This is a genomic window from Campylobacter sp. BCW_6468, from assembly GCF_001762865.1.
Lineage (GTDB): Bacteria > Campylobacterota > Campylobacteria > Campylobacterales > Campylobacteraceae > Campylobacter_D > Campylobacter_D jejuni.
Genome location: NZ_MJXQ01000035.1, coordinates 41874 through 57023 on the forward strand (window position 1 = coordinate 41874; position 15150 = coordinate 57023).

Sequence of the window (15150 nt, forward strand, 5' to 3'; positions counted from 1 at the left end):
ATAAAAAAACTAAAATACAAAATAAAAAAACCCGTAAAAGTTTTTTGAAGTATTTAAATGATATATTTCAAAATCTAGTTTTAAAAAGGAAAAATATGGAATTTTTAGCATTTATTTTTTTGATTATTATATTTTTATTTGTAGTCTTTATCATCGTTACTCGCTATGAAAAAAAGATAAAATTACTCAACCAAAACATACAAAATATGAAAGAAGATATAGCCGATCTTAAAGAAACAACTCAAAAAAATCGCTCTTTAATTGAAAAAAATCGCTCTAATATAGAAAATATAATAAAATAAAACTAAGAAAGATTTGCGATAAGCTTATAGTGTTTTTTCTGATTTATCATTAAAGTAAAAATTTTTTCACTTGAATTTTCGCTTTTATTTTTATAAATCATACTTTTTAAAAACGGAAAAAGCATCGTACTAGAAGTTTTACCTTGTAAAATAATATGCATAGAGCCTTTTAAAATTCCGTACTTATAGCTCATACCGCTTGGAAATATATCAAGATTAAAACTTAAACTATCTTCATTACTATCATAATTTAAAATTTCAATTTTAACAAAGCTAATTTCTTGATCTTCTTGAGATAAATTTTTAAAAATTTCAAGTTTTTCATGTTTTTTGATAGTAACAACTTCTTGCTTACTTTCTTTAAAATCAGAAAGAAAATTTTCATTTTTAAAAATTCTTGAAAAAAATTTTAAATTTTTAAATTGCATACTTGTTTGTTTTGTGTTTTCATGTATTATTTTTTCGGATTTTAAGATGTTGTGTTCTATATCATCTTCTTGGTTTTGATTATCTTTGTTTGATTTCATGTCAAAATCTTCAACGATAATCATATCTTCACTATCACAAATATTAAAATGTTTTACAATTTCTTCAAAAGTAAAACTGTCATCACTAAATTCCAAAAGATCTACATTTGAAGTGATAAAATCAACACCATCTCGTTCTTCAATCTTATCTTTAATCACAAAAGCATCAACACAAAAGCACGATCTTTGAATTTCATATTCAGAACTTTTGCCTTTAAATACTATCTTCATCATCACAAAGCTTTTGCTATAAGTTCTAAAGGACTAGCAAAAACAACCTTGCTTGAATTTTGTTCTAATGCATTTGAAATTTGCATTCTGCAAGCTGAACACTCGGCACTTACCACACTAGCCTTACTTTCATCGATCATTTGTGCTTTTTTAAGCCCTACACTTAAGGCTCTATCATAATAATCCGTTTGCATACCCACCCCGCCAAAACCGCAACAAGTATTAGAATTACTCATTTCTACAAAATGATAATTTGTTTTTAAAAGTTCTCTTGGCTCTTTAAAAACCCCTTGCATTTTTCTTGCATGGCAAGGATCGTGATAAGTAATGCTATAATTAATTTTATTTTTTGTTTTTAAAATTTCTTCTAAAGAAGTAAATTTATAAAAATACTCGCTAGCCATATATATCTTAGATGACACACATTTTGCGCGTTTTGCCCAGTCTAAATCATTTTGCATTATAAAAAAATGTTCATAATCTATCTTTAACATAGCCGAACAAGTGGCCTCAGGAACTATAATAGCATCTAATTTTTCTAATTTTTTTTCAAAATACTCAATATTTTTTTTAGCCAAAACTTCAACACTTTTAAAATCACCCGTAAAAAATTGCGGCGCTCCACAACACACTTGTTCTTTCATCAAATCCACATTGATTTTTAATTCCTTAGCGATTTTAAGCACTGCATTAGCCGTATCTATGTAAAAATAATTCGCCAAACAACCTACAAAAAAACCTATTGTTTTTTCTCCATCATTATTGATAAATTTTGGATTAGAATTTAAGAAACTTTTTTTATTAAAACTTGTAAGCAATCTTCCCTTTTTAACAAAAGGCATGGAAAATCTTGCCTTCATACCTGTATTTTCATTCTCATTTTGAATTTTAAACGCACAACTTTGAAACACATAGCCAAGCTTAGCTACCAAATCTAAAATTTTGCGTCTTCTTAAAAAGAAAAAAATAAGTTTTTTATACCAAGCTATACCAAATTTTTTAGCTATATCATAACGAACTTCTTCTATGGCATTATCTACTCTTAATTTACTTGGACATACTTCAACACAATTGGTGCATAAAAAACAAGATTCAAAAACTTTCTTAGCTTCTTTATCAAGCTCTAGACTTCCCTCTTTATAAGCAGCTAAAAGATCTAAAAATCCTCTTGGACTAGTAATTTCATCGCGATTTTCTTCATGTATAGTACAAACAGGTATACATTTGCCACATTTAACGCAAGCATCACTTATTTGACTAAATTTCATCTTACACCGTTTTTGAGAATACTTTTTTATCTTCACTAATGTTTTTCATATAAGCATCAAAACACATAGCAATATTTCTTATAAGCAAAACGCCTGTTTCATTGACTTTGATAAAATTTTCATCAAAATTAATAAAATCTTTGTATTCTTCCAAAGCTTTTAAATCCTCTTTAAAATACTCCTGAAAATCAATGCAAAATTCTTTTTCTATTGACTTGATATCAAGCTTAAAATTTGCCATTAACTCCATAATCACTGCTTTTCTAAGCTCATCATCATCGCTTAAAGCTACGCCTCTTTCAAAAGGCAAAACTCCTCTATCTAATGCAGCTTCATAACTTGACATATCTTTAAAATTTTGCGCATAATGTCTTTGCCCTTCGCCTATACTTGTAAGCCCAATACCGACTAAATCAGCACCGCCTTTGGTAGTATAACCTTGGAAATTTCTATGCAAAGTTCCATTTTCTAAAGCTTTAAAAAGCTCATCATTTTCTTTTGCAAAATGATCCATTCCTATCATTTTATAACCATTTTTGCTTAAAAATTTCTCACAAAATTCTAAAATTTCAAGCTTAACATCAGGACTTGGCAAGGTATTTTCATCAAATTTTCTCATATTTTTCTTAAGCCAAGGCACATGAGCGTAATTAAAAATCGCCAAACGATCAGGGTTTAAAAGCATAACTTTTTCTAAAGTTTGTGTAAAGCTTTGTAAATTTTGATAAGGCAAACCATAAATTAAATCCATATTTACAGACTTTATCCCTTTGCTTCTTACAAGATTTAAAGCATTTTGTGTTAATTCAAAAGGCTGGATGCGATGAATTTCTTTTTGAACTTTTTCATCAAAATCCTGCACTCCAAAGCTGATACGATTAAAGCCATTTTGCGTTAAAACTGTGGCTTGTTCCTCATTTAAAAAACGCGGATCGATCTCACAGCTAATCTCTACATCTTTAGAAAAATTTCCAAAAACAGATCTGATTTTTAAAATCAAATTTTGAAGTTGTTTAGCACTAAAAAAAGTTGGAGTTCCGCCCCCAAAGTGCATTTGCACCACTTCTCTTTTAGTATCTAAAATAGTACTTAAAATATCAAGCTCTTTAAAAATATAAGTTAAATACCTTTCTTTACTCTCTTCTTTGGCTGTATAAATAACATTGCAACCACAAAAATAACAAGCACTCCTACAAAATGGTAAATGAAAATAAAGCGATAAAGATCTATCTTGCTTTTTTAAAATTTCTATATATTCTTCGTATTTGAAATTTGCATTAAACTCTACTGCTGTAGGATAAGAAGTGTAGCGTGGTCCTGCTTTAGAGTATTTTACAAAAGCTTTATAATCTCTCATTTTGGTTTACCCTTTCTATCATCGCTTGCATATCTACAAATAAATTTGGATGCTCTTGTTTGATTTTAGAAATTAATTTTTCAAGATCAATACTAACTTCCATGGTGCCATTTTGCGCCTTTTGCTTGATCTCATCCATAGCAACCGTCCAAACATCGTTAAAATCTACAGGAATTTGTTGATAAATCGCCTTTTCTAAACGCAATTCAAAATTCTCTTTTTGACTTTGTTTTAAACTTTCAAGTATATTCTTAAGACTTTGCAAAGAAAGCAAAGTGTGAATTTCATCGTTTTCATCGATCACAAACCAAGGCTCAGGAGAATCAAAACTTCCATTTTCAAGAACTAAACATTTTTCGTTTTCATTCTCGCTTTGCTTCATTTTAAAAATCGTTCTATCTTTTTTCTTTATTCCTAGATTTTGACTAAATTCATCAATGCGTTTTAAGCAAGTGCTATACTTTTCTAGCTCTTTCATTCTCTTCCTCTCTGATTATCCAAAAAGCAAAGCAAGGCTTTTACCACATAAAGGCGATTTCTTGCTTCTTCAAAAATCACATCTGCATGTTTTTCAAAAATTTCTTCACTCACTTCATAACCCCTATAAGCAGGCAAACAATGAAGCAATATCGCGTCTTTATTGGCAACGCTCATAGCCTTTTTATCGATCATAAATCCTTCAAATTCTTTAATCTTGCGTTCTTTTTCATTCTCTTCACCCATAGAAACCCAAGTATCGGTAATGACTACATCTTTATCCTTTAAGGCTTCAAATTTATCATGACTTAAGGAAATTTTAGCTCCTGAAATCAAAGCCTGTTTCATAGCAAATTCCCAAATTTCAGGGCTAATTTTATAGTTTTTTGGTATAGCTATACTAAATTCAAAGCCCAAAATCGCAGCCGCAATAAGCCAAGAATTGCACATATTGTTACTATCTCCGATAAAAGCAACTTTTGCTATACCATTTTGCATCTTATTCCATTCTTTGATAGTAAGCAAATCTCCTAAAACCTGAGTAGGGTGATAAAGCTCGCTTAAAGCATTGATCACAGGGGCTTTAGAATATCTTGCAAATTCGAGTAAAGTTTCATGTTTATTGACTCTCATCATCACAAAATCAACCATCGCCCCTACCACCCTAGCTGTATCCTTTACAGGCTCGCCACGACTAAGTTGTAAATCATTGCTACTTAAAAATAAAGCCTTTCCGCCAAGCTCTGTTATGGCTAATTCAAAGGCCATTCTTGTTCTTGTAGAGTTTTTTTCAAAAATCATTGCTAAAGTTTTATCTTGTAAAAGTTTTTTAGGCTCTTTTTTTAACTCGCTAGCATGATTTACAAGGCTTAAAATTTCCTCCTTAGAACAATCTCTTAAAGTTAAAAAATGTTTCATTTTTCTCCTTTTAACATTTTAGCTAATTCTTTGGCATGATAAGTGATGATAAGCTTTGCCCCTGCTCTTTTAAAAGCTATCATAGTTTCATACAAAACTTTTTCATAATCAATCACTCCTGCATTTTTAGCTGCCTTTAACATAGCATACTCTCCGCTTACATTATAAACACACAAAGGCAAGTTAGAATGAAGGGATATTTCTTTAACCACATCAAGATAAGCAAGAGCGGGTTTTACCATCAAAATATCAGCTCCTTGTGCTTCATCTTCCAAGCTTTCTTCTAAAGCTTCTTTACCATTAGCAAAATCCATTTGATAGCTTTTTCTATCTCCATAACTTGGAGCTGATTCTGCTACATCTCGAAATGGCCCATAATAACTTGAAGCAAATTTAGTAGAATACGCCATTATAGGCAAATTTTCAAAACCTTCTTTATCTAAAGCTTTGCGCAAAGTAGTGATAATACCATCCATCATTCCACTAGGTGCTATCATATCTACCCCTGCTCTTGCGTGAACTAAGGCTTGTTTGGCTGAAATTTCTAAAGTGACATCATTATCCACACTTTTTGTTTTTGGATTGATAATCCCACAATGCCCGTGATCTGTGTATTCGCAAAAACAAAGATCACTGATTATAAAAAGATCTGGAAAATTTTTCTTAATCTCTCTTATACTTCTTGCAACAAGCCCTTCATCATCTAAAGCATCGCTTCCACAGCTGTCTTTTTTCTCATTTTCCAAAACGCCAAAAAGTATAATGGCTTTAATGCCTAAATTAACTACATTTTGACACTCTTTTAAAATTTCATCTAAACTCATTTGAAACACATCAGGCATAGAAGAAATTTCTTTTTTTATCCCCGTTCCATTAACCACAAAAAGCGGATAAATCAAATCATTTACACTTAAAGAATTTTCCCTTACCATAGATCTTAAGTTTTCATTAAGCCTTAATCTTCTAAATCTTTTAAACATTTTTTTGTCCTTTTTTTGCTAAAATCTTAACATAAATTTGATTATAGAGAGTAGTAAATGGAAATAAAAATTTCAGAAATTGCGAATTTACCTAGCAAATGGGGAAATTTCCAAATGCAAAGTTTCAAAGAAAACGATAAAGAACATTTATGCATATTTAAAAACACTCCAAAAGATACACTCAATCTAAGAATTCATTCAGAGTGCTTAACAGGAGATGCTTTAGGAAGTTTAAAATGCGACTGCGGAGAACAGCTTGAATTTTCACTAAAATATATAGAAAAGAATGGCGGAATGGTGATTTATCTTAGACAAGAAGGAAGGGGTATAGGGCTTTTTAACAAGGTTAATGCTTATGCTTTACAAGATAAAGGTTTTGATACGATTAAAGCAAATCATCAGCTTGGCTTTAAAGCCGATGAGAGAACTTATGAAATTGTAGAATTTATACTCAAACACTATGAAATTTCTAAGGTTAATTTACTCACAAATAACCCTGAAAAGCTAGATTCTATCAAAGAAAAAATCATCACACGCATACCGATTTTAATAGAACCTAATCGTTTTAATGTAGAGTATTTAAACATAAAACAAACTCAAATGGGACATCTTAAATAAATGATTTTTAAAGATTATGATTTTTTGCAAAACTACGATTTAAAAAACTTTGAAGAAAAGGTAAAAATTTATAAAGAATTATTATCTAAATTTAACCGCATTCACAATCTTACTCATTTAAAAAATATAGATGAAAATATCTTTGATAGTATTAAAATTTTAGATTTTTATGATTTTTCTAAAGCAAAAAATATTGCCGATATAGGAAGTGGCGCAGGATTTCCAGCTGTATTTTTAGCTTTTTTACTGCAAAGCAATTTTCATCTTTTCGAACCCAATCCCAAAAAAGCTGCCTTTTTGCGGACATTAAAAATAGAATGTGAACTTCCAAATTTACATATTTACAAAGAAAAAGTTCAAGAATACAAGAATACCTTTAAAGCTGATATCATCACTTCAAGAGCCTTAATGGATGTCAAGCCTTTGCTTGAAATTTGCAAAAATCTAAAAGATGAAAATACAGTTTTTATTTTATGGAAAGGTAGTGAAATTTATCAAGAACTTGAAAATATAAAAGATTATGAAATTTTTGAAAATAATTTAAGAAGATATTGTATTTTAAAGTAGCCCTAAGGCTACTTTTTATTCTGCTAAATCAGCATTAAAACTGATATCCACTAAAGGCCAAGAAATTCCACCATGTCCTGCAGCAACATCGCTTAATGCTTTTAATGCTTTAGAACCATTTTTAAAAGTATGCAAATCAAGTTGTCCTTTAGCTTCAAATTTATTATCTTTGATGGTATAAGTTAAAGGTACAATAGTACTTTTTTTATCCATAGTAATTTTTGCTGAAATAACGCCTTTATTTTCACCCGCAATCACATCTTGAAAAACAACTTTAATATCCGTATCTCCCAATAAAGCAGGGAAAAATACTTTTGTGATATTATTGGTTATAATATCATTGCCTTCACCCATAAAAGCATTGCTTGGCTTTATGGTAGCTTTAGCGCCTTTAAGATAACTTGCCAAATCCTTTATACTTTTAGAAAATTTATATTCTACATTTTTAAATTCACCTTTTGTTCCTATCATATCTTTAGTTTTATATCCTTCAAAAGAAACCTTTAAACTATCTTCTTTAAAAGATACAGCACTTAAAGCCGAACCTAACAAGCAAGAACTTAAAACACTTACAAGAATTTTTTTCATCTTTATTCCTTTTTAATAAATTTAATTAATGAATTAAATTATATTCTTAGTTGATTAATAAAATAAAATTTTCTAAAATAAAAAATAATTTTTATTACCAAAGTATACCTTTAAAAGCTAAGGTTAAAAAATATCCTCCAAAAATCAAAACAAGCCCTAAAACAAAAGCCAAGCCAAATACCCTAGAGCCACTTTTTAAAAATTTTTTAAAGTCAATTTGCAAGCCTAAAGCTGCCATAGCAAAAACGATACATAAAGTACAAAGTGTTTTACCTAAAGAGATAATATCACTCGTAGCAATACCTAAAATACTTTCTTTGCTTGCTAAATAAGTATTTAAAACTATCATGCCTAAAAATGCAAAAGCAAAATAAGGTATAGTGATACTTTTTGCAGTTTTTCCACTGCTTGAATGTTGATTTTTAGCGAAAAAATAAGTCACTATAAGCAAAAAAGGCACAAGTAAAATCACTCTCATCATTTTTATAATCACTGCAACATTAGAAGCACCTTGCTCAAATCCTGCCATATCCTTTGCCATTTCAGCAGCACCTGCGACATTTGCCACCTCATGCAAAGTAGCTCCCATAAAAACACCCATAGCATTTTGATCAAAAAAAGGAAAAAGATTTAAAGAAAAAGCTATGGGATATAAGAACATAAATACAAGTCCAAAAATCACCACCGTACCTACAGCTAAAATTCCCTTAAAAGGATCACTTTTCAAACTTGACTCTAGTGCTAAAACCGCTGCCGCACCGCAAATCGCACTTCCAGCTCCAACAAGCATAGAAGTTTCTTTATCGAGTTTAAAAATTTTCGTTCCCACAAATAAAGCAATAATAAAAACAAAAAATATCACTATAGCAGAAAGCAAAAATCCTTTCAATCCTACGCTTAAAAGCTCAGTTAAAGTGATATTAAAACCATATAAAACAATGCCAAGTCTTAAAAGTTTTTTCGCACTAAAATGCACTCCGGCTTGAAAATGATGTTGGTATTTAAAAAACCAAGGAGAAAGCAACACTCCTATGATAATAGCAAAAGCAGTCGCTGCTAAATGAGTGGTATCTTTGATACTTTGAACACTAGAAAGATACATAGCAAAAATCACTATACAAGCAGTAAAAAGCAAACCCTTAAAATTTGATCGCACTATAGCCACGCTATGTGCTAAAAAACTTGTTTTCATTTATTTTCCTTTTTGTAAATTTTGTGTTATTATATTTTTTTTATTAAAATTATAGAAATATATTATTTTAATTTTTATAATAAATTTTTTTTATTAAATAAAGGAATCACTCATGAAAATCAAAGATATGGAAATATTTTTAGATCTTTTAAACACTCAAAGTCCAACTCATACAGCCAACAATTTTTCCATAACTCAACCTAATGTTTCAATAGTAATTAAAAATTTAGAAAATAAATTTGATGGCATTTTATTTGAAAGACTTGGAAAAAAACTCTTACCTACACCAAAAGCTTTAGAACTAGGAAAAAATTGGTTAAAAATTATACAAGCCTACTACCAAAGCTTAGAAAAATTAAACGACGAAAGTATGCTCTTAGGGGAAATAAAAATAGCCTCAACTCAAAGCATTTCTGAACATTTTTTAGCTCCTATTTTATTTGATTTTAAGGCAGAATTTAAAAACATAGAAATTCGCTCTCAAACGCAGAATTCAAAAGAATGTTTAAATTTACTAAAAAACGGAAATATAGAATTTGCAATCATTGAAGCAGAACTTGATCCAGCTTTAGTGGAGTATGAAAATTTAGAAATAAATTTTTGGCAAGATGATGAACTTATAGTAGCTACAAGTGATAAAAAACTCAATGAAAAAGAATTTTATATCGATGAACTTTTGGAACAAAAGTGGATTTTAAGAGAAGTAGGCTCAGGCTTAAGGGATAAATTTTTAAACGAAATTGGTGCAAGCTCAAAAAAACTTAATATTTTTCTTGAACTTGATAGAATGGCTGCGATTAAAGAACTTGTTTTACAAAAAAAAGCAATCTCTATTTTTTCCAAAAAAAGCATAGAAAAAGAATTAAAAAATTCAACACTTTATGAAATTAAATTAAAAAATATCGACCTAAAGCGTAAATTTTATACCTTAAAAAGAAAAAATTATAATTTTAACAGAGCTTTAGAAAAATTTGAAAAAATATTCAAATCATAAACATAATAACCGATTTATATAGAAAGTTAAGCAATTTTTAGATAAAATCCAAAGCTTATATAAATTTCAAGGATAATCAATGAACGCCAAAACTCAAGAAGCTGAATTAGAAGAATTATTTCAAGAAAATGCAAAAGATTACATCACATATGAAAAATTGGTAAAATATCTTACAAAACAACCAAGTGCATCAACCGCTAAAAAAGTGCAAGCATTAATGAAAAAACACAAAGTGCAACTTTTTTCAGCAGCTGAAATTGCACAAATGAAAAACATAGAAGATGCAAAAAGACTTCAAGAAGAAAAACAAAAACTCCAAGATACAAGCCTTGAGAACGAATTTGATTTAGCCAATGAAAACGATTTATTAGAATGGAGTAGATCAGACTCTCCTGTTCGTATGTATTTAAGAGAAATGGGACAAATTGCTTTATTAAACAAAGATGAAGAAATTGAAATTTCCAAAAAAATAGAACTTGGCGAAGATATTATCATTGATGCTTTTTGTTCTGTGCCTTATTTGATAGATTTTATTTTAGATTATAAAGAACCTTTAATAAACAGAGAAAGAAGGGTAAAAGAACTATTTAAAAGCTTTGACGATGAAGAAAAAAGTGATGATAAACTTGATGAACTTGATATAGATGAAGATGAAGAAAACGAAACAGAATTAGAATCAGACGAAGAAAATACTAAAAAAAACAGCAAAAAAGAAGATGAAAGAACTTTAAAAGTTATAGAAAAATTTAAAGCTCTAGAAAAAGCTAAAAAAGATTGGCTAAAAACATCCAAAGACAAAGAAAGTGGAGATGAGCTTTTAGATAAATTAAGCATTGCGTTCAAAAAAAATATTTTAAAAGAAAAATTAATGGATCTAGGCCCTACTTCAAAACTTATTAGCGAAATCGTAAAATCAATGGAAACTGCACTAAAAAGTGATGAAGAATTTGACAAAGAACTTAAGCGTTTAGAATACCGCTTACCTATGTTTTCTGATGAACTTAAAAAACGCCATGCAGATATTTTAAAAGATATTACAAAATTGAGCAAAGAAGAAATCACAGAGCGAGCTTTAGAAACAACCATGGTAAGCACTTATATGGAAATTAAAAAACTATTTCAAACTAAAGAAGCCAGTGAAAAAAGCTTTGATCTTGAAAAATCACGCTTAAAAGAAATTTTAGAGCAAATTAAACGCGGTAAAAAAATCTCTGATGAAGCAAAAGGAAGAATGGCAAAATCAAACTTGCGCCTTGTTGTAAGCATAGCTAAACGCTACACAAATCGTGGTCTGCCTTTCTTAGACCTTATCCAAGAAGGAAATATAGGTTTGATGAAAGCTGTGGATAAATTTGAATACAAAAGGGGTTATAAATTTTCCACTTATGCGACTTGGTGGATCAGGCAAGCTATTTCAAGGGCTATAGCTGATCAAGCAAGAACCATAAGAATTCCAATCCATATGATAGAAACCATCAATCAAATTAACAAAATTATCCGCGAACATCTACAAAAAGATGGAAAAGAACCTGATGTCAGTGTTATAGCTAAAGAAGTAGGTTTAAGCGTAGATAAGGTTAAACAAGTTATTAAAATCACAAAAGAACCAATTTCTCTTGAAGCTCCAATAGGAAATGAAGATGATGGTAAATTTGGAGATTTTGTTGAAGATAGAAATTCACTTTCTCCAATGGATCATATCTTAAAGGATGATTTAAAAGAACAAATTGATGAAGTTTTAGATCAATTAAACGATAGAGAAAAAGCGGTAATTCGTATGCGTTTTGGTTTAATGGATGATGAAAGTGATAGAACTTTAGAGGAAATTGGAAAGGAACTCAATGTCACTCGAGAAAGAGTGAGACAAATAGAAAGCTCAGCTATAAAAAAACTCAAACACCCTAAAGTAGGAAGAAAACTAAAAAATTATATAGAAGGTTGGAAGTAAGAGTCAATCTCCTTACTAAAAACCCAGATCTTTTTCTTCTTTTAACTTGCGTACATGTTCAAAAAAAACTAATTTTCCGCTATGTTTTTTTAAATTTTTAAATTCCTTAATATCAAATTCTAAACACAAGATAGAAGAAGTTGGAAAAGAAGCTAAACATAGCGAACTTAATAACTCTCCAAGCTCCATTAAACTAGGATTATGACCCACTAAAAATACTTCATTAAACTCATCATCAATATCTTGCAGAATTTTTAGCAAATTTTCAACATTGCAAAGATACAATCTTTCATCAAAACAAATTCTATTTTTATCAAAATTATAAAATTTGGCTATTTTTTTCGCTGTTTTAGCGGTTCTAACAGCAGGACTTGATAGCACCAAATCAGGATGAATTTCATGCGAAGCAAGATTTTTAAAAAGTTTTTTTAAATCTTCCTTTCCACTCTTAGTAAGTTTTCTTTCAAAATCATCGATGTCTTCACTCTTACTTGCTTTTGCATGTCTTATAATATAAATTTTTTTCATTTTACCTCTTTTATTTTAGCTAAAATATAACCACACATAAACCCGAAAATATGACCATACCAAGCAACATTTACCCCCATAAGCAATGGCACAAAACTCATAAGTAAAATTGCCACTATAAGTCCTTTTGTGCTATTTTTATCAATAACAGCATAAAAGCCCATTAAAACACAAATTGCACCACTAGCGCCTATGACATTTATATTTTCTCCAAAATATTTAAAATCAAAATACACATAAAAAACACTTAAAAGTGAGCACAACAATCCGCCAATAAAATAAATAAAAATAAAACACAAAGCACCCAAATAAGTTTCTAACATACGCCCAAATTGAAACAAAACTATCATATTTAATATAAGATGAGTTAAATTTCCATGTAAAAACATTGAACTTAAAAGCTGCCAATAAGCTCCATTAAAAAATAAAATATTCAAACCAAGGATATTGTAATAATCATAAGAAATCAAAAAATAACATAAAATATTTAAAAAAATTAAAAAAATTGTAAGCAAAATATAAAACCTTTATTTTTTATAATATTGTCTTAAAATTCACATAAAATTCACATAAATTCTTTACAATTTTACTAAAAAATAATTTAGGAAAAATATTGAAAATTAAATTTTTAAATATTATTACTATTTTAAGTTTATCTTTAAATGCTGATATAATAATTTCTGCTGATAATTTACCAAATGTTTCTAAAGAATTTTTACAACATAATTTCAAAGCGCCTATAGGGATCGTGCAAAAAGACAAAAATTCCTATGAAGTCTATCTTAGCGATGGAACAGAGCTTGAATTTGATATAGATGGAGCTTGGAAGGAAATTGAAAATAAAGCCTTTCCTTTTGATCTAGATTTTTTACCTCAAAATTTAGCCAATATCATCAAAAACGAATTTCCAAATACAAAAGCTAGAGAAATTGAAAGAAAAATCAACCATTATAAGATTAAACTTGATAACGATATAAAAATTCTTATAGATTTTAATGGAACTATCTTATATAAAGAATTTGATGATTAAACATATCATTAAACCTGCATTATATCTTTAACATCGTCATATTCTATCTTTTCTTTTTCAAGCAAAAGCTCTGATAATTTTAAAATTTTATCCTTCATAGAATTTAAAAATTCATCCATTTCTTTTTTTTGTTCACTTAAATTTGACTCTTTCAACATATCAAAACTCAACATATAATCAAGCAATTCTTTAATCTTTAAAAAATCATCTTGCGAGTTAGTATAACTTTCATTGTAAATCAATCTCATGGCTCTAGAACCAGCCAAATAAACTTTTATACGATTGATAAGCTCTGATTTTGATCTTATATTATGCTCATATTCTTTAAAACGATCTTCAATGAGAGTGATTTTTTCAAATCCTATGTCAAAATAATACGCACTCAAAGCTTTTGCAGCTTGATAAGTGGCTTGAATTTTCTTCTCTTCATTATTAAAACTTAAAATCTTTTTCTTACCTAAAAGAACTTTATTTAATACAGCATAAAAATCGCTTTCCTCAACTAAAGCACTATTTCTTCTTAAAGCATTAATTGCTGCTTCATTGACCAAAGTTTCAAGCCCTGCTCCACTAAAACCTACGCTTGCTTTAGCGATTTTATTTAAATTGATATTATTGTTTTTATCTTTCATATAAATTTCTAAAATTTTAAGTCTATCCTTAAAATCAGGCAAAGATAAAAAAATTCTCCTATCAAAACGCCCCGAACGCAATAAAGCAGGATCCATAAGTTCGATTTTATTTGTCGCAGCTATAACTATAACCCCGCTATTGTCCTCAAAACCATCCATTTGAGTTAAAAGTTGATTTAAAGTGCTATCTCTTTCAACATTTGACATTTCTCCTCTTGCCTTACCTACGGCATCTATTTCATCAATAAAAACTATGCTAGGCGCCATCATTTTAGCTTTTGAAAAAAGCTCTCTAACTCTTTTTGCACCCATACCTACATAAATTTCAACAAAACTTGAACCACTTTGATAAAAAAATGGCACCCCTGCTTCTCCTGCAACTGCTTTTGCTATCAATGTTTTTCCTGCACCAGGTGGGCCTACCATTAAAACACCTTTTGGCATTTTTACACCAAATTCTTTATATTTTTTAGGATTTTGTAAAAAATCCACAAGTTCGCTTAGCTCCATTTTAACTTCATCAACACCTGCTACATCATTAAAAGTAATATTTGAAATCACAGGTTTTATATGAGAACTTTCTAAATTTATATTTGAATTTTGAGCTTGAGTGTGATTTTGATTCTTATTTGATATTGGATATTTAGCCAACTCTTTTTTACGAGCAAAATAACCAAGACTTATAAAAAGTGCGATAATAAAAATAAGTAAAACAAAAAACACCCAAAGCGTATTATCTTTTTTAACCTCTACGGGAACTTTTGATAAAAGTGTTTTTATATCTATGCCATCTTTTATAATTACGTAATTTTCACCTTCTGCCTTAAGCCAAATTTCGTCTTTATCAATCACAGCTTTTTGGATTAAATTTTGGCTTAATAGACTTTGATAAAGATTTTCATCTATATATTTAGGTTCATTTTTAAAATATAAAATTCCCAAAAGCATACATAAAACCATAAAAGATGCTAAAATTATCTTTTTATTTTTCAT

General features: G+C 29.3%; 17 protein-coding genes. 6 read left to right on the forward strand and 11 right to left on the reverse strand.

The window, feature by feature from the left end; translation table 11 throughout:
* Nucleotides 1-95: 95 nt before the first annotated feature.
* Entirely contained in the window at nucleotides 96-302 is a 207-nt protein-coding gene (locus AJ889_RS05420; RefSeq protein WP_002853356.1) for a membrane protein, read from the forward strand.
* A gap of 2 nt (nucleotides 303-304) precedes the next feature.
* Here AJ889_RS05420 and AJ889_RS05425 read toward each other — a convergent pair whose 3' ends face one another.
* The 6 genes from AJ889_RS05425 to hemB are packed head-to-tail and all read right to left on the reverse strand — an operon-like array spanning nucleotide 305 to nucleotide 6060.
* Complete coding sequence (locus AJ889_RS05425; protein WP_011049828.1) at nucleotides 305-1066, reverse strand: DUF5416 family protein; 762 nt, start codon at nucleotides 1064-1066, stop codon at nucleotides 305-307.
* On the reverse strand, nucleotides 1063-2328 hold the full coding sequence (locus AJ889_RS05430) for a (Fe-S)-binding protein (protein ID WP_002860729.1): 1266 nt from the start codon (nucleotides 2326-2328) through the stop codon (nucleotides 1063-1065). The genes AJ889_RS05425 and AJ889_RS05430 overlap by 4 nt, the downstream gene beginning before the upstream one ends.
* 1 nt (nucleotide 2329) lies before the next feature.
* Nucleotides 2330-3685 carry an oxygen-independent coproporphyrinogen III oxidase gene (gene hemN, locus AJ889_RS05435; protein WP_002870056.1) on the reverse strand — a complete coding sequence of 452 codons (1356 nt, stop codon included), beginning with the start codon at nucleotides 3683-3685 and terminating at the stop codon, nucleotides 2330-2332.
* Nucleotides 3672-4163 (reverse strand): DUF2603 domain-containing protein, encoded by a 492-nt coding sequence (locus tag AJ889_RS05440; RefSeq protein ID WP_002853412.1) that lies wholly within the window; start codon nucleotides 4161-4163, stop codon nucleotides 3672-3674. Before AJ889_RS05440 ends, hemN begins: the two co-directional genes overlap by 14 nt.
* Nucleotides 4160-5080 carry an ornithine carbamoyltransferase gene (gene argF, locus AJ889_RS05445; protein WP_002870055.1) on the reverse strand — a complete coding sequence of 307 codons (921 nt, stop codon included), beginning with the start codon at nucleotides 5078-5080 and terminating at the stop codon, nucleotides 4160-4162. Before argF ends, AJ889_RS05440 begins: the two co-directional genes overlap by 4 nt.
* Complete coding sequence (hemB, locus tag AJ889_RS05450) at nucleotides 5077-6060, reverse strand: porphobilinogen synthase (RefSeq protein WP_032585061.1); 984 nt, start codon at nucleotides 6058-6060, stop codon at nucleotides 5077-5079. The genes argF and hemB overlap by 4 nt, the downstream gene beginning before the upstream one ends.
* Before the next feature lie 57 nt (nucleotides 6061-6117).
* Here hemB and ribA point away from each other — a divergent pair, with 57 nt between their 5' ends.
* Nucleotides 6118-6678: a GTP cyclohydrolase II gene (gene ribA / locus AJ889_RS05455; protein WP_002853056.1), complete on the forward strand. Its 561-nt coding sequence runs from the start codon at nucleotides 6118-6120 to the stop codon at nucleotides 6676-6678.
* Nucleotides 6679-7245: a 16S rRNA (guanine(527)-N(7))-methyltransferase RsmG gene (gene rsmG, locus AJ889_RS05460; RefSeq protein ID WP_002855974.1), complete on the forward strand. Its 567-nt coding sequence runs from the start codon at nucleotides 6679-6681 to the stop codon at nucleotides 7243-7245. It begins immediately after the preceding gene.
* 15 nt (nucleotides 7246-7260) lie between these two features.
* On the opposite strand, the gene AJ889_RS05465 is transcribed toward rsmG, so the two are convergent.
* Nucleotides 7261-7833, reverse strand: coding sequence for a hypothetical protein (locus tag AJ889_RS05465; protein WP_044258726.1), 573 nt, complete (start codon nucleotides 7831-7833; stop codon nucleotides 7261-7263).
* Nucleotides 7834-7927: 94 nt separating this feature from the next.
* A complete protein-coding gene (locus tag AJ889_RS05470) occupies nucleotides 7928-9025 on the reverse strand; it encodes a YeiH family protein (RefSeq protein WP_002853043.1) in 1098 nt (365 codons plus the stop codon).
* 112 nt (nucleotides 9026-9137) lie between these two features.
* Between AJ889_RS05470 and AJ889_RS05475 the strand changes: the two genes are divergently transcribed.
* Both AJ889_RS05475 and rpoD read left to right on the forward strand, forming a co-directional pair.
* Nucleotides 9138-10019: a LysR family transcriptional regulator gene (locus AJ889_RS05475; protein ID WP_002855820.1), complete on the forward strand. Its 882-nt coding sequence runs from the start codon at nucleotides 9138-9140 to the stop codon at nucleotides 10017-10019.
* A gap of 79 nt (nucleotides 10020-10098) precedes the next feature.
* On the forward strand, nucleotides 10099-11967 hold the full coding sequence (rpoD, locus tag AJ889_RS05480; protein ID WP_002853451.1) for an RNA polymerase sigma factor RpoD: 1869 nt from the start codon (nucleotides 10099-10101) through the stop codon (nucleotides 11965-11967).
* A gap of 15 nt (nucleotides 11968-11982) precedes the next feature.
* Here the strand turns inward: rpoD and AJ889_RS05485 are convergent, their stop codons facing one another.
* Both AJ889_RS05485 and AJ889_RS05490 read right to left on the reverse strand, forming a co-directional pair.
* Nucleotides 11983-12495 carry a histidine phosphatase family protein gene (locus AJ889_RS05485; RefSeq protein WP_002852934.1) on the reverse strand — a complete coding sequence of 171 codons (513 nt, stop codon included), beginning with the start codon at nucleotides 12493-12495 and terminating at the stop codon, nucleotides 11983-11985.
* Complete coding sequence (locus tag AJ889_RS05490; protein WP_002853058.1) at nucleotides 12492-13010, reverse strand: rhomboid family intramembrane serine protease; 519 nt, start codon at nucleotides 13008-13010, stop codon at nucleotides 12492-12494. The genes AJ889_RS05485 and AJ889_RS05490 overlap by 4 nt, the downstream gene beginning before the upstream one ends.
* A gap of 98 nt (nucleotides 13011-13108) precedes the next feature.
* Between AJ889_RS05490 and AJ889_RS05495 the strand changes: the two genes are divergently transcribed.
* A complete protein-coding gene (locus AJ889_RS05495) occupies nucleotides 13109-13525 on the forward strand; it encodes a PepSY-like domain-containing protein (RefSeq protein ID WP_002853001.1) in 417 nt (138 codons plus the stop codon).
* Between the two features lie 8 nt (nucleotides 13526-13533).
* On the opposite strand, the gene AJ889_RS05500 is transcribed toward AJ889_RS05495, so the two are convergent.
* Complete coding sequence (locus AJ889_RS05500) at nucleotides 13534-15150, reverse strand: AAA family ATPase (protein ID WP_070293288.1); 1617 nt, start codon at nucleotides 15148-15150, stop codon at nucleotides 13534-13536.